Here is a 21550-nt window from a genome sequence, read left to right on the forward strand (position 1 = left end):
TGTGGGGTCTAAAGCTCAGTTTTTAAAGGATAATCGTGAGTTTCATTTCCTATTTACACACATAATTAACAGCTAAAATTTGCGCTACATTGGTGGTAATTTTAAAACGACTACTATTCATTTAATGTCTATTATTTATAGGAAAGGCACAGAATGGCAGCTAAATTTACAAAGCTTTTCACGATTAACAAAGTCATTACACGACCACTTAATAAAGCCTAAAACCTAGGGGTTCAATCGCGCTCATAAATTGCTACTATGGGCACTGAATTAATGAACAAGCAGTATTAAGAAGCGATAAATACAAGCAACAACACGCTTAAAAATTAATCCAACAACTAATAAAAACTTAAAATAATGGAGTAAATTATGAGAGAACGTTACGCAAGTGGTATTGATGATAAAACCGCTGAAAAAATGGTTGAACTGTTAAACGCTAACTTAGCCAATCTGATTGACCTAAGTATGGACAGTAAGCAGTGCCATTGGAACTTACAAGGTACTGGCTTTATTGGCGTACATCAATTGTTAGATGAGACTTATGAGCGTTTGACTGAAGCATTTGATACAGTTGCCGAACGTATCGTTATTCTTGGCGGTAAAGCCAACGGTATCTCTAAGCGTGTGGTCGAAGACTCTATCTTAGAGACTTATCCAACTGATATCACAGAAGTTGATGAGCACGTACGCGAGCTTACCAATCGCTATAAAACCATTGCCGCTTCACTGCGTGAAGGTATTGATACCGCGGGTGATGCAGGCGATGAAGATACGGCAGATTTATTGACCGAAGTAAGCCGTATTGTCGATAAAGACGCTTGGTTCATCGGTGCTAATGCCCCCAAGAAAAAATAACAATGACTGAATAAATCTATAAATGGTATTCAGATAAGTATAAAAAAAGGTCACTTTTATAGTGACCTTTTTTTATCTCTAAAACCTTATGTTTATAAATTGCTGTTATAGTCAAAACATCCTAAAAACGCGACGGTATGGCTGATATAAATTTTTTATAGACTCTGTCTGCGAAGGCACAGCAAGCAAGCAAGAAAAATTGATTTTAAAGACGGGTATTAAAACGGGTTAGAATTAGACTAAAAAATAATGACTTTAAAATACGCCTTTAATAATCTGCTTCATTTGCGGCAATAGCTCGCTTAATTGCGCTTCAGTCTCGCTGGTATCTTCAGGCAAGGATTGCTGTAAAAAAGCCGCGGTAATTTGTGGCTGCTTGGCAAGGATACTTTGCCCTACCGCCGTATCGTAGAATTTAATCTGGGCATCGACTTCAGCCTGCGTATAGTAAGTCTTAGCGGCACTGATATAAGCTTGCGTCAAAGTTTGTGCGTCGGCTGCATTGCCGATACCCTCAGTCATAATCTTCGTATATTGACCTAACACGCTCTGAATTTGCTCTTGTAGCTCGCGTTGGCGCTTATTTAACTGTTGGTCACTGGCGCGCTGATTACTACTTTGATTCTGGTTTTTGGTTTGCGTATTAATGGCATCGATGGCCGCTTGTTGGCCATTGACGATAGACTGAATCTGCGCGTCGATATGCATCACTTGCATCAGTTTAATGATAGACACATCAGTTGGTGCTTGATTGTTCATTTGCTGCTTGGCAATATTATTGGTGCCCTTACTAACCCTATTTGGCTCACTATGGACAATCAATTCTGCATTGGCATTGGCGATAGGTGCTGATAGAAGCGTTGTCACCACCAAAGTAAGCAATGGATTGATGCTAGTAGGACGCCGACTGGTATTTTTTTTGGAAGATTTTAGGTAATTTTTCATATAAGACTCTTATTATTATAGGTGACGATTATTTATTATTTGGCAAGATTTATTAAGCACACTGCTCATCCGGTAAACGTAAAACCTCAGCATCGGGAACAGATAATGTCAAAATCGCTTCTTGAAATAATGGATTGGCACGGAATTGGTTTTCAATATCTTCAAATTTTTGCGCGATTTGCTGTTCTTGTTGATTACCGGCGATATCGACCGCTGCCACCATAAAGATTTTTTTGGGTCCGACCCACTCTAAGTGTAAATAAGAGACGCTGTCGATATCAGGATGGTTCAATAGTTCCGTTAAGATATAGCAATGGGTCTTTTCTGAGACTTTATAGCCAACCAAAAAATCACGATTGCGATTGATTAAAAAGATGGCAACCATACCCAATAATATGCCAACGATAATAGAACCAAGGGCATCCCAGAACGGCTCACCCGTATAGGCATGCATACCCATCGCTGCTGCTGCGACCACCAAACCTATGACCGCGGCCAAATCCTCAAAAAACACCCCGCGCAACGTTGGGTTTGAAGTATTCACCACATAACCTAACGCACTGACATTGATAGCCTGACCATGCTTTTTACTTTGTAAATAAGCCTGCACTAGAGAAAAACCTTCAAGCACAAAGGCCACTGCCAAAATAATAAAGCCAATGGTGTAATTGGTTTCTGTTTCAGGCGCATTCCACTCGGTGATACCGGTATAGATAGAAACAATCGAGCCTGCCATAAAAACGCCAAAAGCGGCAATCATAGACCATACGTATGACTCTTTACCATAGCCTAACGGGTGACTGTTATCGGCAGGTTTGACCGCCTTTTTCTCCGCCACGATGAGTAGAGTGCCATTGCCGGCATCTGCCCACGAATGCGCTGATTCAGCAATCATAGAAGCAGAGCCAGTCATAAATGCCGCAACGGTTTTGGCAATGGCAATAATAACATTCGCTCCTACGGCAATTAGCACAGTAACCAGCGACGAGGATTTCTCGTCTTCCTGCCTCTTATCTTCCTGAATGTTTTCGGGGCTCGTGACGTTAGTGAAATTGAGGTTAGGATTGATACCGTCTTTGGGATTGCTAGTATCTTTGGTTAAATTGGCAATAGAACGCGCACTGCCAGCACCGCGAGTACGAACGGCTTGCGGTGCTGGCTGATCTTTGGAAGGAATGTTTGATGATTCAGTGTTTTTTGAACTCATATGAGTCTCAATAAATGGTTAATATAATGAAGTAAAACAGCCATCAAAAAAGTTAAGCCATGAGCGCTAACTATTTTTAACTGCCTTACTTATCATTAAATTTAACCAAATAGCCGCTACTGGTCAGTAAGGTTTTCGTGAGACTTTGTTTAAGTATTGATGATTTTGCTAGGTAAAATGCGCCTTATTTGGCATTGCTATGCTGAGCAAGCTCGCCAATCATATCATTGTCGTTGCCGCTTTTATCCGTCATCTTATCAGCGCCTAGACTTTCGCCAATCATTTGATTGATGTCGCAGCTCGGGCGATGCGAGCTTTGCATGCGTAGCTCTTTACGCGCCAAGCCTGCGTCAAAACGGCACTGCTGCATGGCATTTTTAATCTCAAGGGCAGGCACAGGCGTCGGTTTACCGTTATCATCAATCGCTACCATGGTAAAATAGCAGCTATTGGTATGGCGAATCGTACGGGCGCGAACGTCCTCCGCCTCAACCCGTATGCCCACTTCCATAGATGTTCTGCCGACATAATTGATACTAGCGGCAAAAGTGACCAACTCGCCCACGTAGATAGGTTCGCGGAACATCACTTGATCGACCGATAGCGTCACCACATAGCTACCACTGTAGCGGCTGGCGCAAGCATAAGCGACTTGGTCAAGCATCTTCAGCAAATCACCTCCATGGACGTTGCCGATGAAATTGGCCATATCTGGCGTCATCAGCACCGACATATACAATTCATGATTTAAAGGGGCGCTTTTAGCAGTAGAGCTGGTATTGTATTGCGACATAATATTCCTTGCTGTTATCGTAAAACCTGTCTATTTTAAATATCCGTTATACAGCAGGTGTTGCTAAATCGCAAATAAAGACCGTTAGAGCGAGTGTAGGAGATATTTTTTACTTAGATGCCTATAGTTTTTCTCATTGTTTTAGAATTAAATTTTGACTGAAAGGTGTGCAAACGCTGTGATCTACCCCGTAAAAACGCAATCTTTTTAAAATCTGCAAAAAAAAGCTTGACGTATTTTTTATCTTTGCTAGAATACGCCCCACTTAGCAAGAACTCATTAGAGACTTTCTAAGCTCGCAGTAAGTCATAAAACCCTTACCGCTTATTCTCCAATAGCTCAGTTGGTAGAGCAACGGACTGTTAATCCGTGTGTCCCTGGTTCGAGCCCAGGTTGGAGAGCCATATTTTAGTCGTAAATCTTTTGAATCATTTTTGATTCGATTATGGCATTTGCCAAGACCCTCATCACTTTGATGGGGGTTTTTTTATGGCCGTTTCTTTGTAAGTGATATATTATTTAAAGATAACGATTGCTAATAATGAGGGCACACCTTCACATTAATCAATAGTTATCTAAATAATCATCTGAATGAAGACAAGCACTAGGGTAAGAAGATTGAGATATGAGCCTGCTCTTTATTTTCTTGAATAACATGGTCGTATGCGGCCAACTGGTTATTTGTAAAGCTGTTGGTAAACTGCCACATGGTTGCAAATATTACGCTTAACAGCACTGCCATCACTGCAAGAATCACCCAAAGCGGCGTTTCACTGGTGAGCTTATGCCTAATTTGATCAGGAATTGCCCAGAACGGTGAAAATTCGTTTTTATTACCACGTAAATGCTCGATTTCATCGCCCAAGCGTGAGATAAGGTAACGAATCTTTTCAGGGGCCTCGAGGCGATACTTTCCTTGAAATCCTAGCAACATCGCGTAGTGATAAACTTCTAATGCCGCTAAACGCTGCTCTCCTTGTTCGCGCAACCCATCTAAGCGCTCAAAGAACTCATTACCGGCGATTTGTGAACCAAACAAATCTAACTGCAAAGGGTTGAGCTCCCACGCATCTTTTAGAGTTTGAAAGTCTGACTCTTGAGACGTCATAATGGTTTCATCAATCAACGCACAATAAGCGTATTTTGCTTCATGGATATCTTCTGATAGAAAGCCCTTTTTACGAGCGTTCATCTCAAACTTATCTAAAAAATCATAGATTTTTTGACGAAAATGACAAGGCTCGTTACTGAAATAATGATTGCGTAATAAAAAAACCAAATAAAAGCCGTCATACATAATATCAACCAGCGATTGACTGTTGATACGTCTATCAAGCCCTGCGGTTGAAACTTTTGAAGCAACCTCACCTGAGTCTAGTAAAGAAGGTGCGGAACCGATTGAATTATTTCCGAGCATGATTGTTCCTAATCCGTATTATTTTAAAAATCCGCTTAAAAAACTCATTTAAAAAAAGCCACTTAAAAACCATTTTAAAAATGCTAAAAAAATTACTGTACGATAGCCATCAGCTCAATTTTTAAATCATCAAAACCATTTGGTACATAAATACAGATGGATTCAGCTCTAATCATCTCGTCATACAGCTCGCCTACTGGCTCAATGGTGAAATAACTAAAGCCCGGTCTGACAGGAATAGCACTTGGCACTTGCGAGACATGTGAAATCGGTGAACCTGGTAGTGCAGATAGCACGCGCTTCTCTACGGCATCTGGTGTCGCAATTTTAAAGCGTCTTGGCACCAAATCTATTAACTCATGCATCGGTAGCGATGAGCTGATAGATAAATATAGCTGCGAGTTACGCGTGATTTTGTCACTGCTCAAATCGCCCATATAATATGAGTGTTTGGTCTGACGTAAAGGGATGGAGATAAAGTTACTGGCAATAACGGTATTAATAAGCTCACGGATGATGCCAATGATACTGGTAAACGAATCATTGATATTATTATGGTGATATTGTGGTAAGTCGCCCACCTTATATAATGAGCTAAAAGTCGCCAACTGACTGGCAACATTTAGGAGCGCTTCATACAATCGTTCTGGGTGTAATTTTGCATTATTATATAAATGGCTCAATTGTGAATAAGCAGTATTTAGGGTATGTAATAGCCAAAAAGAGGCAATATCTGATGAGCGAAATTCTAACAAATCATTATTAGACTGGCGATGGTGATCATAGAGCGAGCTTGATTTGGTATTAATCATCGTCATCAAACGATAGAGCTGATTGAGTAGCGCCGAATTGCTCATAATATGGACGCTTGGCACCATATAGTCTTCATCTAACTGATAGATACCTTGCGTACTGCGCGTCAGCTTAGCAATCAAAATAGAAAGCGTATCTTGACTCGGTACTTGCGCTGTATGGTTCAATTGCACACTTGGTGATAGCTTCAGAATATCAATCATTGCTTCTGCACCTTGAGTATATAAATCTTGGGCTTCGATACCCTCTCTTATATAACGGGCGGGATTATCGCTATGCTCTGTCTGTATATTGCTACCATTACTTTGCACAATCTCTAGGCTTAAAAACACATAAACCTCATCGCCGTTATCTTGGCTGTCCAACCTCACCGCTTTAGGCAGTGCATCTGTACGCGGCGCCTGATATATCGTGCCATCGGGTAAAACGGCATAGATAGTCTCAAAGCTTAAGATATGACTTTCTAGCAGCTGGCTATCTATTTGCACATCAGCGATACCATAAGCGTAAGGATGCACGAGCATCATACTGAGCGCGCGCTGCAAGTTATGATAAGTGTCTTGAATTTGAAAATGCTGAGGCCTTAGAAATAAACCCTCGCCCCATAATACTCTGTTTTTACTCAAGACCATCTCCTACGCACAACCAACCAGTGACTGTTGATAATATTTAAGTTTACTAGCAAGAATAGGTGCCAGTTCTGGGTTGATACCTTCTTTGATATTCACGTCACATGCGCCCACATTCAGGGTTAACGGCTTTTCAAAGTCGACACTACTTAGAGGAATCAATAGCTGTGAGCGCTTCTTGGTATACCTTAGCCCCACTTTAATCGCAATAAAGCGTGCCTCTTGCGGAACACTGAGCTTCAGCGCTGTTTGACGCCCAGGAATGATGTTTACCTCTTTAGTCGCCATCTCTAACAGTTCTGAAAACTGACTTTCATCTTCTAAAAATGCAATATGAGCAATACTGGCGGTGCCTTGCTTTTGACGACCCGCATTTGCATCAATGCTTGGAAGTATCTGTAAACTAATAGTTTGCCGTTTTAACTGAGTTTGTAGCGCTTGCTGTTCTGCATTCATCGCACTAAGTTGTTGCTGTTGCTGCTCAAGTTGGGCTTTCAGTTTTTCTAGATCTGTATAAGCGTTATCATTGCTATTTACATTAGCGTCGGTACTTTTCTTACTTACACCTTCCTGATAAAGCTGCTTAGCAGATTGATAATTGTCTACCAATGAAGTTGATTGATTGGATTTTAATGTTTGGTTTGATTGACTCACTCCATCACTACCGCAACCAACCAACCCTATACTTAACAGACAACACGTTATTGCTTTTATTGAAATTTTTTCCATACAATTGCTCATATATAAATTTTTGATCATCATTACTAACTATTTATTGATTGGTTAAAATCTCAGCCATTTGTGGGCGACCAAGCACCCCAGGCTTACGTAGCTCAACATGCCCTAAATCCATCATACGCCAGTCACCACCCCATACCAGCCCTGCTGATTTTGCCACTTTACCATATAACTTATAGCCATGCATCGCCCATGGATCTTTTTCACTAATGACAATCTTGCCGTTTCTAATAAAAGCACTGTCCCCTGCTAGACCAAACTGATGATAGCTTTTATACGAGCCTGCCTTCGTCACATGCGTCCCTTGTTTCAATAGTTTTGCTTGTCGCCCAGGGCTACGATACCCTTCTAGTAACACCATATCATAGCCATATTGCTCACTCATCACTTTATATACAGTCAACATTCGCTGAACAAATTCAGAATTCATTTTATTCCAATTACGGTCAGCATTTTTGATATTAATATGACCGTTTGTGATATGTGAGGCCAATATATCGCCTGAGTAGCCGGTAGTATGGTCTTGAACGCTTAAATCAGAGAGGTCAGGCTCAGGCAACATAAGCGGTCTTGTGATTGATAATGCATCAGTGTCGGCTTCAGGCCAATAACCGGCTTCCATTTGAGTAGCTTGATAACTGGCTATTTCCGCTTCAAGCTCAGCAAACAATTCTACGGGTGGTGGTGGCGGCGGGTGCAACTGCTCCCCGATTAGTAATTGATTGATTTGGGCATTGGTGTTATTTGGCGTATCACTTTGAGTGCGATATACCTCAAGAGAATTATGCGTCACTAGAAAATAACAAAGCACTGTCGTTGCTAAGACAATCAATAAACTAAAGGCGGGTATCGCCATAGCACTCATATTCAAAGATTGATTATTCAAACTTTTAAAAGTAACAAGGCTAACCTTCGAGTTACTAGGCTCAGCCGTAAGCTTAATACTTGGCCTTACTCGTGACTTGAGCAAAAAAATTTTGTCCTTTAATACCCATAAGTACTGAAAAGTATGACCAGCCTTTTGATAAAAACGACCGTATAGTTGACGATCAAATAGCATGACTATCACTACAATAGAAATAAGCGTAAATATCGTGGTTATCAAATAAATCATAGGGCTAAATACGTTATTCCGTCAGACTCTTAAGATACGTAGTAAGCAGCAAGTACCTTTCTAAATGCTTCTATCGCTTACTTATTACCGTTAAAACTGCCCGCTATTATATAGACAAAACAAAATTTTTTCTTAAAATACCGAACTTAGTTATATTATTTAATAAATAACTGATAAACGGTTGATAGATATAGTCTAAAAACCATGACAAACTAAAGTAGGTATATTTAGTAGCCATAATAAAGAAAATACCATAAACTGCCTGTCATAAATTTGTTCTATCAGAGGTATTGAAGTGCATTCTAAGAAACGATTAAGCTATGCATTATATGCTTTAACCTTTATTTTTATTGCTTACTTACTATTGACTTGGATGTATTTTAAAGACAATGCAGTACAACTTACTGCCTTTAGACTATTACTTTGGTTTATCATTATCCCGATATCTTTGTTTGGTTTCATATTAATATTAAGATGGTTTAGAGATAAGTCTGACAGTAAAGAAAATAAAACCGAGCTTATTACCAACGAAAAGGCAGAACTATCGTCTTTAGAAACCTACCGATTGTTTATCAAAGCTAGCATCAGCTTACCGGAAGGGAATAGCTGGTCTGAGATAATAGATAATAAAAACGACCTCACGGTATTGAGTGAAGATTTATCTGATTTTGATGGTTTACCGATTCTAATCAAGCCAATAGAGAGAGTGATAACTGAGCAAAACCCGTTATATCTTTCTCAAAATAAGAATGATTTTGAAATCGAAGCAGACAATTATGAGATTTATGACGAAACATATAACGACGACGATGAGGAAGATCGGGCGCAATCTACAGACACGCTGACCTTGCGTTTGTGCGCTTTAATTGATGAGCAGCTACGACTGAGTGATGAGTTACTCTCCCTACTCGCTCAACATTTCTCTTATCTTGAACAAGATAATGACAAGCCAAATTCAGCCATTCATATCCATCCTGATTGGCAGCCGCATTACCTTATGGGTGCTAATAGCAGTAATCATAATAGTAATCACAGTAGTGATATGGACGATGAAGAATCACGTAAGGACTTGCCTGCCCCAGCTCTGCCAAAATTATCTATTTATTTGTGTATACCAAACCTTGCTGACGCTGATTTTCTGATACGTTTTATCAGACAGCAACTGGCTGATTATGGAATAGCAGATTCGTCATTCGAGGTCAGCATTATACTTGCTGATGATGACTCCCATCAGCCGCTCGACTTTATCGATGAGCATCTTATAACGCTTGCCAAAGCCACTACTCCTGTAGCTTGTATGCTTATCACAGTAGATTCCCAAATTAATGAGGCTTGGGTAGAGTCGTCACTATATGAAACTGCGCTCGATAATACGATACCAACTGAAGCAGGAACCTTGTTATTCTTTTCTAATAAAGCTGCTCAAGAAGCTCTTAATTTAGAAAATAACAGCTCTATCTTACTGACTAAGGTTCCTAACGATACTCTCAATTCGCTAGACAATACTACAGATGCTGACTCCGATTCTTTAGAGGCGACTCCTCTTGAACGAGATATTCGCCAGCACTACGCAAAAAACCTACAAAAGATAAAGCACTTATTACTAAATGGTACGTCGACTATAACCCCCGTTGACAAACCTAAAATGCAAAGCATAGAAAGACAAAATCTTGAACCTATTGCTGATGGATCAACCATTAAAGCCATAACCTCTAAAAACAATATAAACGCGCTAACGGACATTAATCCATTAGAGCAGGCTTACAACCTATCTGCGTTTATGACATTTATCGACTCATTAATAGAAAAAGACGTACTGGTAAACGAACATCATTTAGGGCATTATATGCCATCAAACCTATGGTTAAAGACATATATAAGCTTATCTTTACTGGTTTCTCAAGATGAACTCGATAAACAAGAGTCAGTCTTATCGTTTTTAATTACCAAACATAAGAATAATTGTATGCTATGGCTTAAATATTTTTCGGAAGCCGCTTAAGTATGTTTTTATTCATTATTTGACATTATAGTCGCCGTTCACTCTGATCTGATAACTCCCTACTATTTTAAGATTACATTAGGTAGCAAGTATGTTTGCAAGATTTTTTCATCTTATTTACCACCCAAGAGTATTATTAGTCTTAGGGGTTATCGTCGCTTTGGTTTTACTTTACGATTATGTGCCACTAAAAACCTTCATCATTATTCTTGCTGTTACCGTTACGTGTGCCCTACTGTCCACCTTAGGTTACTATTTTTGGAAAAAACGCAAACTTGCCTCGGCAGACTTGGCAAATTTGGTAGAAGACAATGGCGACGAATATAATAAAGACGCCATTGCTAAAGATGAGAACGCGCAAGAGGTACAAGCATTACGTCAACAAATGCAAGACGCTATTAAAACCATTCGTAAATCAAAAATCGGCGATCAAACTGGTAAAGCAGCATTGTATGAGCTGCCATGGTATATGGTCATCGGTAATCCAGCAGCCGGTAAAAGCTCGGCTGTGCTGCACTCTGGGTTAAAGTTTCCATTTATGGAGCAAACCAACAAGCTATCAGTCAAAGGCGTGGGTGGTACGCGTAATTGCGATTGGTTTTTTTCTACTGAAGGAATTCTACTCGATACCGCAGGGCGTTATTCTGCTTATGAAGACGATCGTTCAGAATGGCTGTCATTCTTAAACCTACTGAAAAAGAACCGTCCCAAGGCCCCTATTAATGGCATTATTATCGCCGTTAGCATTGCAGAATTGACTAAAAACGAGCCTAGCTATGCGCTGGATTTGGCCAAAAACTTACGTAGCCGTGTGCAGGATTTGACCGAACAACTAGAAGTTTATGCCCCTGTTTACGTGGTATTTACCAAGATGGATTTGGTATCAGGATTTCGTGATTTCTTTCATGATTATGAGCAAGAAGATCGCGGGCAAGTATGGGGAGCGACCATTCCTTATCCAGAAGATCCCGACAATATCAATATTACAGATGTTTTTGAAGAGCATTTTGGCGTATTAGTCAATGGTCTAAAAGATTTAAGCACCACCAAACTGTCGTTACGCCATCAGCGTACTGTCTCACCAAGTTTAATGACATTTCCAATGGAATTTCAGTCATTGCGTCCTATGATACGTACCCTCATGCACGCTCTGTTTGAAGACAATCCTTTTCAATTTAAGCCGATATTGCGGGGCTTTTATTTCACCAGTTCGCTCCAAGAAGGCCAAGTTAGCAGTCAGATGACGCTACAAATGGTACAAAATTTTGATTTGCAGCCACCAGCCGTTCCTCTTAATTCTCAGCAAACTAGCACCGATAAACCTTATTTTTTAAACGATCTTTTTTCCAAGGTTATTTTAAAAGACAAACATTTGGTTAAGCAGTACAAGAACCGTGATAAACGTAGCCATCGCGCCTTGGCAACCTTAGCATCGGTCGTGGTGCTCTGCGCGGCGGCTGGGCTATGGACATTGTCATATGCCAATAATAAACAGCTAACTGAACGGGTAGCAGCAGATTTACAACAAGTGGCTCAAATCCAAAAAAATTCAAACGGTGATTTGCAATCACAACTAGAATCACTCAGTATTTTACAAAGTCGCATAGAGCAGCTTGAGGCGTACGAAGAAAATCGCCCTCTCTCGTTAAGTTTTGGCTTATATCAAGGCGACAAGCTCAAAGAAAAACTGCTATCAGAATACTATAACGGTATTGGCATCATTGTCTTAGCACCTACCAAACAAAATATAGAAAAATTCCTTACTGAGGTCAATGCCAATACGGCACAACTAGCCGTTAAAGAGCCAGAGGCGCAAGAAAGTGAGTCTGCAGCTGGCAATACTGATACCTATATTCAATCAGACCCTACCGATGTTGAAGATGCTTACAATGCGCTCAAAGCGTATTTGATGCTAAGCAATCACGAACATTTAGAAACCAGCCATTTGAGCGATCAGATGACACGCTTTTGGCGTACTTGGCTTGAGGCCAATCGCGCAGATATGCCGCGCGATAAAATGATTCGACAAGCCGAACGGATTTTAAGTTTTAGCTTGGCTCATATTAACGACCCAAACTTTCCTTTGATTCAAAACGACTTAGGATTGATTGATAAAACCCGCATGAACTTATCTAAAGTCAGTAAGGGCCAGCCTGCACGTGAGCGTGTTTATTCTGAGATAAAAATGCGCTCATCAGCACGCTTTCCAGCAGTGACGGTGGCACAGATTATTCAAAATACAGGTAACGAAGCATTATTAGGTAGCTATGTGATTTCTGGCACCTTTACCAAGCAAGCATGGGAATCCTTTATCAGTGATGAAATCGATAAAGCGGCGACCAATAAGATGGTGGCTGACGATTGGGTATTGGCAACCAGCAGCCAAAACGACTTGACCTTGACCGGTAGTCCTGAACAAATACGCCAATATTTGGTCAGTCGTTATAAGCAGGAATATATCAGCGAATGGAAGCGGTTTTTATCACAAGTCTATATTCGTGACAGTAAAGGCTTTGACGATCATGCGGTACTATTAAATCAGCTGTCTAATGCCACAGAATCCCCTTTAAAGACTCTATTTGAAACCGTTGATCGCCAGACCCAATGGGATAATAAATCCACAAGCTCGTCTTCGGCTGATGGCGCGCAATCTCGGCGCTCGTTTGTAACTTGGTTTAAGCAAACCATTCTTCGTCAAAGCCCAGCGGAGCTCCGTCAGGCGGAAGCCATGATAGATAACAACCAATCAAGCCCTAATCCTACGGCTGCACCCGTGAATTCAGGCTTGATTGCGCAAGAGTTCTCCGCTATTCATAATTTGGTCACGCCAAGAGAAGACAACCAAAACCTGTCTTTGTTGGATAACTACTTGGCAAGTTTGGGTCATATTAGAACCCGCTTTAATAATATCGCTCGTAGTGATGATATTGGTCCCGATGCCTTGTTGTTTGCCTCACAAACTTTAAGTCCTGAAGGCTCAGAGCTTACCAAATCTTTACAGATATTAGATGAACAAATACTCAGTCAAGCCAACTCTGAGATGAAGCAATTGGTACGCCCATTATTAAGTGAGTCCCTTACGCGCTCATTTAATATGCTTTTAAAGCCTACCAAAGATGAGATTAACAAAGTTTGGCAAGCACAGGTCTATAAGCCTTTTCTTGACAATTTGGGCAATAAATATCCGTTTACTGCCAATGCCAATTTAGAAGCCACGCCTGCTGAGATTGGGCAGTTCTTTGGTGAGGATGGCTATGTAGCAAAATTCGTCAATGAAACCTTGTCGCCCTTTATCATTCGCCGCGGTGATCAGATATCTAGCAAAATTTGGAATGGTGCAGGTTTGGGACTCAGTCCGAAGTTTGTGGCTGACTTTGGTCGCTACTTCGTCAATTACACTGGTGGTAATGGCAGTGGCACGAACGGCAGCGCAGGTGCTAATGGTGCCTCGAATCAAACCACCTTTCAGATTATGCCATTACCAGTTAGTGGCTTAACAGAATACACCATTGTCGTCGATGGTCAGCAGTTGCGTTATCGCATGGGCACCCAGGCGTGGACGACATTTGTATGGCCAAACCCTAGTAGCCAGCCAGGTGCGAGTATTAGAGCCAAGGATTATGATGGCAAAGACTACACTGTCTTTGAAGAGGCTGGTAGCTTTGGAGTGGAGCGCCTTATCAATAGCGCGCGGCGCACCGAGCTTGGTGATAATATCTTTGAGATGGCATGGTCAGGTGATGGTATCACTGTCTCCGTCCGCTTTAGGATTATCAGTGGCAATAGCAGCACCGCCAGTCAAGGTCGCTCAAGCAATCCTTTTACAGGTATGAAACTGCCTAACGAAGTGATTGGGCTTGGGGTTACGCGTACCGCAAAGCCTACAACAGCAGCATCCAATAGTGGTAATACCAATGAGCGTGATACAAACGCTCAAAACCAACCCTTGAGTAGCTCGCCACGCACAAACACCGCATCGCAAAATCCGAATGCTAGTGAACGGGCGGCGAATGGCGTAGCTAACTCTGCAACAGGCAATGACGATGTCAGTGAAGCGTCTCATTTGAACACTGCTACTAGCGATGCTAATGCCAGCTCTGAGCCGCAGGAGCAAAATCCATGACTTCTGAATCATTACCATTAGTATATTTTGGCAAACTGCCTGCACGTGGTGACTTTATTCGTACGCGCACTCATATCAGTGAAACCAACGATATTGATACTTGGGTCAGTCAGGCACTAACAGAATCAGAAATATTAGGAGTCACAACGACGCAAGCTGCATTAACTGAGCACTCACTAGAGAAAGAACCTTTAAGAAATGGCGCTGTAAAAGAAGACACAGCGCTATATTTCAGTCACATCGATACGACGGCCAATAAAATCGTCACTGGTGTCCTGATATCCAGTCACGATAGCAATCAACGCAGCTACCCTTTGATTGGCTTTGGCCTGATGTATCACGATAAACCCAAAAGTTGGATGAATTATGTACCGATTAAGTCTCTGTCTTTATGGGATGACGTGTCTGACGCCTTAATGATCGCTAAATCTCAAACCGACACTGTCAAAGTAATGGAAGATTTAAATGATTGCTCATTGGCTATCGATCAAAATGCCAGTACCCACTACTACAACTTCATCAATACCACCACGCTGCAAGATATTGCAGACTTAATAGGTGTCGATAAAGCGCATTTGGTCCAACAAATTATTGCCACGGGTTTACTATTTTTACCAACTTACGCTAAAGGCTTTCATGGGTTAAACAAATCTATAAGCTGGGCGCTACCTGCTGAAAAGGCCACTGCTATATACATGGCAACCTTTTGGCATGATTTGATTCATGGGTTTTATCAGCCTCATCAACTACAGCTTAATACCTATGTTTATCGAACCACTGCGCATTACCAGCTGTTATTGAGCTTTAGCAAACCGGACAGTCAGCTACTTGCTCAATTATTAACGCATAAGAACACTCTACCTGCTGATTGGGTCTCAATTGGAGATAGTGGTTGGACACAAAGCTATATCGATGAGGATATTGGTTTGACTCGATTCAACAAAATATTGTTGCAAGACGATCTTTATTTGTATGACACCAGACAATTATTTAAGCAAATATTTTTAGCTCAATGAGGCTTATTGTCTATTTTTTCCTATTTATACACCTGATAAACATTGAAGTAAAAAAGGGTACTGCCATGCTAACTCGTTTCTCAATCAAGAATTCTAGGCTAATAGGAAGTAGAAAAAACCTATTATTGGCAACAATCACTACCTTATCTATGAGCGCGATGGTCTTTGCTGCTCAAGATAGCCTACCTAACGATCAAGATGTACCTGTGGTTATAAAAGGCGTCGTTGCCACAAGCTCAGATAAGCAGCAGCTTCTTGATAAGCTCAAGGCTCAGTACCCTGATAAACCGGTCAGAGATGAAATCGAGGTGCGCTCAAATATCAACATACCGACCAATTGGCAACAAGTAGCCACTGCCATTATTGACAGCGATATCGCCAATATACGTCAAGGTCGGATAGATATTCATGGTACGACTATTAGCCTACATGGCAAAGTCAGCAGCCTTGAACAAAAACAAGCCATCCAAAACCGCATTCATACGCGTTTGACCGATCTTTATCAATTAGAGAATCAGCTTGTTGTCACTCAAGGCGAACAACAACTCATAGATGAGACTTTAGGCAATCGTATCGTTGAGTTTGAATCAGGAAGTGCCAACTTAACCCCAATGGGGCTTGGTATCTTAGATGATATGGCAGGGGTATTACAGCGGGTCGGTGATAAACCTGTAACTATCACCGGACATACAGACAATGTCGGTAATTCTGCTAGTAATTTAACACTATCGAATCAGCGTGCAGAAGCGGTAAAACAGTATCTTATTGGTCGCAACATTGATGCTGCTCGCCTAAGTACTGCTGGCAAGGGGGATCTAGACCCTATTGCTAGCAATGATAATGAAGAAGGACGCACGCGTAATCGGCGTATCGAGTTTACCCTTGCTGAATAACCTTTATTTGCTAGTAACCATTATTAGTGATAACTCACTCAGAATGATAAAACTTGGCAATTTATACGCTTCATAGCACCGCTTTACATTGCTTAATAAAATGGGACAACAATCATGCTACGTTTGCTTAATACGGCGCTACCCATGCATCTTGATAGGCTATATGCCAGTGAAGGCAGTAGCCAAGCTCCTTATGCCAGTGCCAAACAAGATATTGTTGCTCATCAAACATGGCAAGATGAATTGCTCAATGCCGAGTATGAGGCAGCTATCATTGAGCGCTTAAATCCTAATAGCGGTTATCAGCATCAACAGCATGGTATCGACACTTATGTGCTACAGGTCTACATTCACGAAGGCCATCATTTGTTCTTCTCTTCTTGTACGGATTTAATTGGTAGTCCTTTAACCTTATGCTTTGATACGCCGAATGGCAGCGGCTATCGCCATCTATATCTAACCGCTATTTGTCAATTGGATCATGATGGCAGCTATGGCTATTACCGCCTACTCGCACAGCCTATTACTTATCGTTTGCATCAACATTTAAGCAGTCATATAGATACTGAAACTTCTGTCCAAACGATGGTCGCACAGCGCACAGCGGCGCTAGACATCGAAGTCATCGATGACAGTAACAGGGATGAAGATGCAAGCTGGGCACCTGCGCGTATGACCCAATGGCAAATAAGTGATTGGTCACATATTTGTGAGCGGCTCTCGCGTCAAGGTTTAACCGCTTACCTGCGACATCAGCAAACTTCTGAGCACCGCCCGCCGAAGCTGATCATAACTTCAGTATATCCAAGCGATAATGATAACATCAGTCAGAATATTGGCGCATTACGCTATCAGCAAGTACTACACGATCGTGTTCATGCGCCTGTCTTAGCAATCAGCGAGCATGTTATGGTACAGCCTGACTCTGTCATCATGCAACGCTTCAATGCCGCAAAGGTTGCACACCCTACTCAAACGGCTGAGATTATTTTTGGCGATGACAACCCCAAGCAAAATAATGGTAACGACAATACGCTGACTTTCGATAGTCCTGCCGCCTTTGCTCCAGTGACGGATACCGAGGCCATAGATGAGGCGGCTATCATCGCAAACAGCCATCAAAGTCAGTATAGCGTCTATCATGCTCTTAGCCATGCTACAGATTTAAATATCGCTGATACCTTTGTATTAGCCGAGCATAGCGCACTGAATCAGCATTACCGTACCACTCATATCGTACATTTAGCACGTAATAGCCTCGCTCATATGACAGGATTAACAAGTAGTCGCCGCCATCATCAGCGTCACGCCTCTTCTTTAGAGGCTGGCTCTCACCTAACCCAACTTAGATTAATCACTGCTAATACTCCGTGGGTCGGTCAGCTCTATAGTAGACACGCGTTGCCACCAATGACGGGCATTACTGAAATGCAAAATGAAATTGATAGCCGTAATCATATGACGCCGACCAAAAGCTATTTATTAGATAGCCCCGCCCAACCTATCAATCGCCTTGAAGCCCAAGCAGGAAGCAATTATGGTAGCCACTTTACCCATAGAGCAGATGACCAAACCCTCATGCAGTCTATCGGTGATGGTGAACATTTAATTAATATTGGTAGTCTATTGTCATCTACGCGCCCAAGTCTATTTGCCACTGACAATGAACAAGCGATCGAAAGCGGTTATCGCAACACGGGTAACGGCCTATCTGAATGGGTGACTGACCATCGTACAGAGCAAGCTTACTCTCAGCTAAAAGTAGACAGTGCCAGGATATCTGCCAGTCTAAAAATGGGAGTTATCAGTCCATTAGACACCGCCAAACGTCAAGGCATCAGCGCCACTACCAATGCCCAAATCAGTATCAAATCTGGCGAAGCACTTGTTCTATCAACCCAGCCGCAGACTCACACACAATCTGGACAGCATAACTACCAGCACCACACCCCGACCCTCACCCAAACTGGTCTTGGTGGACAGCACCTAGCGGAGCGTTTAACGCAGTTAGCAACGGGACTTGGCAGACAAGTGAATGACCATAAGGCGATTAAAACCCAACTTGAGACTATTGCAGAAGAACAGCACACCAAAACCCATCAAACAACGCCATTCACGCTCATTGATAGTGCCGCTGATAGTAGCTATGTCAGTCAAGACATGCTCATTCAACGTTCAATGGGTGAAATGATTACTACTACTCAAGCGAACATGATGGTTAGTAGTGGGGAGAGTCATAGCCAAGTCAGTAGCGAGTCACTCAATATAATAGCCGATGGTCAATTTAGTATGACCAATGCCAAAGACAATATCACCCTCTCAGCGCATACAGGAAAACTGGAAGCCACGGCAAAACAAGATGTAAATATCGCCTCCTCGACTAAGGAAGTTGAGATAGTAGCGACGAATAAAATTACGCTGACGGCTGGTGGAGCCAGTATCACGCTTGATGGTGCTGATATTACCATTACGGCTAAGCAGTTTACGGAGAAGGCAGGGAAGCATAGTAAGACTGGGGGCGGAGTTGATAGTAGTTATTTATCGCGCCTACCTTTTGATAAGCTGCTAGAAAAAGAATTCTTTGATGAGCAAATTCAGTTGGTTGACCCAATGGGCAATCCATTACCTAGTATGAAATACTTGTTAACGGGTAAAAATGTAAATATAAAGTCAGAGTCAGATACTGAGGGTAAGACACCTCGCGTAGACTCGGGTGATAAAGAAGATGAACTAAAGGTAAAACTAGTTTGGTCTACGTTTAATAAGAAAAACAATAAATAAGGGAAAACTATGGTAACCAAAGCAAAGGCTAAAACCAATACAACTTTAAATAGCTGTTTGCCAACGACATGTACCTGTGAAGAGTTATGGTCTGTCTCTCAACAGTTCTGCCTAAAACGCTTAAGTGAGGAAGTATCAGCAAACTCTTACAATTTTGTAGACAGTTATAGCGTAAGAGCAAGACGAATAGCAGGTACTTATGCAAGGTTTTATTTGGAAACTGAAGAAAATGGTAATTCAAGTAAAAAAGGTCGCTTCTATTGGATGGCGCTCGGGGCTTTTGCGAGCAAAACTGTAGCTTGTACGCTAGAGCATTGGACACTGACATCAACTAAGCATGGCATTGTCGTTACTGCTAGTGATTGGTTTGGCCAAGGCAATTTTTGGCTGTTCCAAGATATCGCAGGGTGGCATCATTATTACAGTAAGTTTGGGTCTGAAGTTTTTTTCAATTGTATGAGTAAGCGAAACACTAATACACTTGTTCCTGAAATAAAATCAGCTATCTATAAAGCAGACTGGGCAAAAGGTTCATTATCCAAAATTAATAACCTTAAAAGTAATGACTTCATAAAAAAAGGTTTTAGTGAAGTTCAAAAGTTCGAAACTAGTAGCAATAAAGATAGAAAAATTCTAGCTCAATATCAAAATGTATTGATAATAGCTGAACATGAGCAAGGCAAAATTTTACAGCCATTAATATATGAAGGGTGGAGAAACAGGCGTGAAATTGACTCAATGGGACTGTTTAGTTGGTTTACGCCAGAAGTAGCGCTATTTTTTACTAGCGACTGTTCTACGAATACTGGCAAGTATACCTCACGGGCACCTGAAGGTACTGTCGTTTATGACTATGAAAGCCGTATGGACTGGATTAGGAAGGCGGCTGAGAAATTTCATGGGCTAATGCAAAATGAATCTACCTATATGGAAACACAACTCCAAACTATGGCAGGATGGCACAACAAGGCAGATCGCTGGATTAATTTGAATTAGAAAAGTAGATCATTATGTTTAAACAACTGGGTTATTTTATACTTTATATTTTTATTAGCTTGCTAACTACTTCCTGTCAAGCCAAACCAGAGGTTACTATGCCTGATAAACCGTTAGAAATCGCCTTGAACATGACGGCAAAAGAACTATACGATGCAAACCCTGAATATAAAGCGTTTCAAGAAGGTGATGTTCAACCTATGGGAGTTACTTTTCAAGGATATAATTTTCCAAGATATAAAGAGCCTACCGTTACTATCAAATACCCAAATGGTGAAATAAGTATTGACGGTGTCATGTCAATTTTAGCTTATGACGATAATAAACAGCAAAACTATAGACTATCTAAGATCAGTCTTGGGTTTTTGTTTGATCACAAAGTAAGTGGCATAACAGACGAACGCGCTTACAAAGAAATGATGTCTTTATTTAAAGAACTGCAAGAAAAAGGTTGGACTTACGCCCATTCAAACAGTGCTCCTAGATTGACTGCCAAAGACAGTTTTACCTATGCAATAACAGAAGAAGGCTCTGAATTATATCTTGACTACAGCTACCCACTTACTTTTAAAGATTGGATGCAACTTAGCGATCTACAGTTATGGCGATTAAAGTATGGCACAGAAACTTATATGGACATTAGGATAAATAGACAAACAGACCCATCTACTAGTAAGCGTCATTACCTTATCAGTTTAGATGTTTATAACGAATTAGAAAAAATTCAAACAAACTTAGACTCTAAGGACAGAGGCAGATGGCAGAATGCCTATACAGAAATCTATCCAGAATTAGCCTTATGGAGATTAGAAAATGAAACTTCCGCTATAAGAATGAGTCTAAAAATCCAACAAGATCAACCTGACTACACCCTACCACTCATACTAGAAAAGACAGGTATTGATACCAGCAAGTTTGTATCTATCGATCCCTATAAAATAACTTACGAAGAGTTTATAAAGCGTCAAGAGGCTGGCGAAGATATGACGCCCTACTACGAGAACCAGCCTACCGCTAAACCTGAAATCACTAGTCAAGCCAAAGGGCGTTGCCCAGCAAATCAGCCCTGCCCTATATCTGGTTACTGGTTCACACCTGCCAAGAAAGATAGTAGAGCCTATTTTAAGCAGGGCGATATCATGCCCGATTACCCTCACAATAATTGGGGTGAGGTTATTTGGCAGTTCGATGGTGAGAAAGCTTAGTTTTAATATTTCGATCTGAACCA

General features: G+C 41.3%; 15 protein-coding genes and 1 tRNA gene. 9 read left to right on the forward strand and 7 right to left on the reverse strand.

Annotated elements, in window-relative coordinates:
- The first annotated feature begins 369 nt into the window (after positions 1-369).
- Positions 370-855: a DNA starvation/stationary phase protection protein Dps gene (dps, locus tag IQ457_RS08915; protein WP_068406213.1), complete on the forward strand. Its 486-nt coding sequence runs from the start codon at positions 370-372 to the stop codon at positions 853-855.
- Positions 856-1110: 255 nt separating this feature from the next.
- Here the strand turns inward: dps and IQ457_RS08920 are convergent, their stop codons facing one another.
- The 3 genes from IQ457_RS08920 to IQ457_RS08930 form a co-directional block, all read right to left on the reverse strand.
- Positions 1111-1800: a DUF2059 domain-containing protein gene (locus IQ457_RS08920; RefSeq protein ID WP_200662884.1), complete on the reverse strand. Its 690-nt coding sequence runs from the start codon at positions 1798-1800 to the stop codon at positions 1111-1113.
- A 52-nt stretch (positions 1801-1852) separates the two neighbouring features.
- Positions 1853-3007, reverse strand: a complete 1155-nt coding sequence (locus tag IQ457_RS08925; protein ID WP_200662885.1) for a cation diffusion facilitator family transporter — start codon at positions 3005-3007, stop codon at positions 1853-1855.
- Between the two features lie 184 nt (positions 3008-3191).
- A complete protein-coding gene (locus IQ457_RS08930) occupies positions 3192-3800 on the reverse strand; it encodes an acyl-CoA thioesterase (RefSeq protein ID WP_144297161.1) in 609 nt (202 codons plus the stop codon).
- A 328-nt stretch (positions 3801-4128) separates the two neighbouring features.
- Between IQ457_RS08930 and IQ457_RS08935 the strand changes: the two genes are divergently transcribed.
- Positions 4129-4204: transfer RNA gene (locus IQ457_RS08935), tRNA-Asn, on the forward strand.
- A 200-nt stretch (positions 4205-4404) separates the two neighbouring features.
- Here the strand turns inward: IQ457_RS08935 and icmH are convergent.
- The 4 genes from icmH to IQ457_RS08955 form a co-directional block, all read right to left on the reverse strand.
- The gene (gene icmH, locus IQ457_RS08940) at positions 4405-5217 is read right to left on the reverse strand and encodes a type IVB secretion system protein IcmH/DotU (RefSeq protein ID WP_200662886.1); all 813 of its coding nucleotides are present in this window, start codon (positions 5215-5217) and stop codon (positions 4405-4407) included.
- A 92-nt stretch (positions 5218-5309) separates the two neighbouring features.
- The gene (gene tssK, locus IQ457_RS08945) at positions 5310-6656 is read right to left on the reverse strand and encodes a type VI secretion system baseplate subunit TssK (protein WP_200662887.1); all 1347 of its coding nucleotides are present in this window, start codon (positions 6654-6656) and stop codon (positions 5310-5312) included.
- A gap of 9 nt (positions 6657-6665) precedes the next feature.
- Positions 6666-7313 carry a hypothetical protein gene (locus tag IQ457_RS08950; RefSeq protein ID WP_200662888.1) on the reverse strand — a complete coding sequence of 216 codons (648 nt, stop codon included), beginning with the start codon at positions 7311-7313 and terminating at the stop codon, positions 6666-6668.
- A 118-nt stretch (positions 7314-7431) separates the two neighbouring features.
- Entirely contained in the window at positions 7432-8253 is an 822-nt protein-coding gene (locus IQ457_RS08955; protein WP_200662889.1) for a M15 family metallopeptidase, read from the reverse strand.
- 553 nt (positions 8254-8806) lie between these two features.
- Here IQ457_RS08955 and IQ457_RS08960 point away from each other — a divergent pair.
- The 7 genes from IQ457_RS08960 to IQ457_RS08990 all read left to right on the forward strand — a co-directional run bounded on the left by IQ457_RS08960 (position 8807) and on the right by IQ457_RS08990 (position 21527).
- Entirely contained in the window at positions 8807-10513 is a 1707-nt protein-coding gene (locus IQ457_RS08960) for a hypothetical protein (protein WP_200662890.1), read from the forward strand.
- A gap of 91 nt (positions 10514-10604) precedes the next feature.
- Complete coding sequence (gene tssM, locus IQ457_RS08965) at positions 10605-14636, forward strand: type VI secretion system membrane subunit TssM (RefSeq protein ID WP_200662891.1); 4032 nt, start codon at positions 10605-10607, stop codon at positions 14634-14636.
- Positions 14633-15652 carry a type VI secretion system-associated protein TagF gene (gene tagF / locus IQ457_RS08970; RefSeq protein ID WP_200662892.1) on the forward strand — a complete coding sequence of 340 codons (1020 nt, stop codon included), beginning with the start codon at positions 14633-14635 and terminating at the stop codon, positions 15650-15652. Before tssM ends, tagF begins: the two co-directional genes overlap by 4 nt.
- A 65-nt stretch (positions 15653-15717) precedes the next feature.
- Positions 15718-16545: an OmpA family protein gene (locus IQ457_RS08975; protein WP_200662893.1), complete on the forward strand. Its 828-nt coding sequence runs from the start codon at positions 15718-15720 to the stop codon at positions 16543-16545.
- A 114-nt stretch (positions 16546-16659) separates the two neighbouring features.
- On the forward strand, positions 16660-19326 hold the full coding sequence (locus IQ457_RS08980; RefSeq protein ID WP_200662894.1) for a DUF2345 domain-containing protein: 2667 nt from the start codon (positions 16660-16662) through the stop codon (positions 19324-19326).
- 9 nt (positions 19327-19335) lie between these two features.
- Entirely contained in the window at positions 19336-20322 is a 987-nt protein-coding gene (locus IQ457_RS08985) for a DUF2515 family protein (protein WP_200662895.1), read from the forward strand.
- 14 nt (positions 20323-20336) lie between these two features.
- Complete coding sequence (locus tag IQ457_RS08990; protein WP_200662896.1) at positions 20337-21527, forward strand: hypothetical protein; 1191 nt, start codon at positions 20337-20339, stop codon at positions 21525-21527.
- The last annotated feature ends 23 nt before the right edge of the window (positions 21528-21550 follow it).

Source organism: Psychrobacter sp. M9-54-1, from assembly GCF_016613355.1.
Classification (GTDB): domain Bacteria; phylum Pseudomonadota; class Gammaproteobacteria; order Pseudomonadales; family Moraxellaceae; genus Psychrobacter; species Psychrobacter faecalis.

Coding starts and splice junctions, on each gene's coding strand:
- dps (WP_068406213.1), top strand. CDS start 370: ATGAGAGAACGTTACGCAAGTGGTATTGATGATAAAACCGCTGAAAAA.
- IQ457_RS08920 (WP_200662884.1), bottom strand. CDS start 1,800: ATGAAAAATTACCTAAAATCTTCCAAAAAAAATACCAGTCGGCGTCCT.
- IQ457_RS08925 (WP_200662885.1), bottom strand. CDS start 3,007: ATGAGTTCAAAAAACACTGAATCATCAAACATTCCTTCCAAAGATCAG.
- IQ457_RS08930 (WP_144297161.1), bottom strand. CDS start 3,800: ATGTCGCAATACAATACCAGCTCTACTGCTAAAAGCGCCCCTTTAAAT.
- icmH (WP_200662886.1), bottom strand. CDS start 5,217: ATGCTCGGAAATAATTCAATCGGTTCCGCACCTTCTTTACTAGACTCA.
- IQ457_RS08955 (WP_200662889.1), bottom strand. CDS start 8,253: ATGGCGATACCCGCCTTTAGTTTATTGATTGTCTTAGCAACGACAGTG.
- tssM (WP_200662891.1), top strand. CDS start 10,605: ATGTTTGCAAGATTTTTTCATCTTATTTACCACCCAAGAGTATTATTA.
- tagF (WP_200662892.1), top strand. CDS start 14,633: ATGACTTCTGAATCATTACCATTAGTATATTTTGGCAAACTGCCTGCA.
- IQ457_RS08975 (WP_200662893.1), top strand. CDS start 15,718: ATGCTAACTCGTTTCTCAATCAAGAATTCTAGGCTAATAGGAAGTAGA.
- IQ457_RS08980 (WP_200662894.1), top strand. CDS start 16,660: ATGCTACGTTTGCTTAATACGGCGCTACCCATGCATCTTGATAGGCTA.
- IQ457_RS08985 (WP_200662895.1), top strand. CDS start 19,336: ATGGTAACCAAAGCAAAGGCTAAAACCAATACAACTTTAAATAGCTGT.
- IQ457_RS08990 (WP_200662896.1), top strand. CDS start 20,337: ATGTTTAAACAACTGGGTTATTTTATACTTTATATTTTTATTAGCTTG.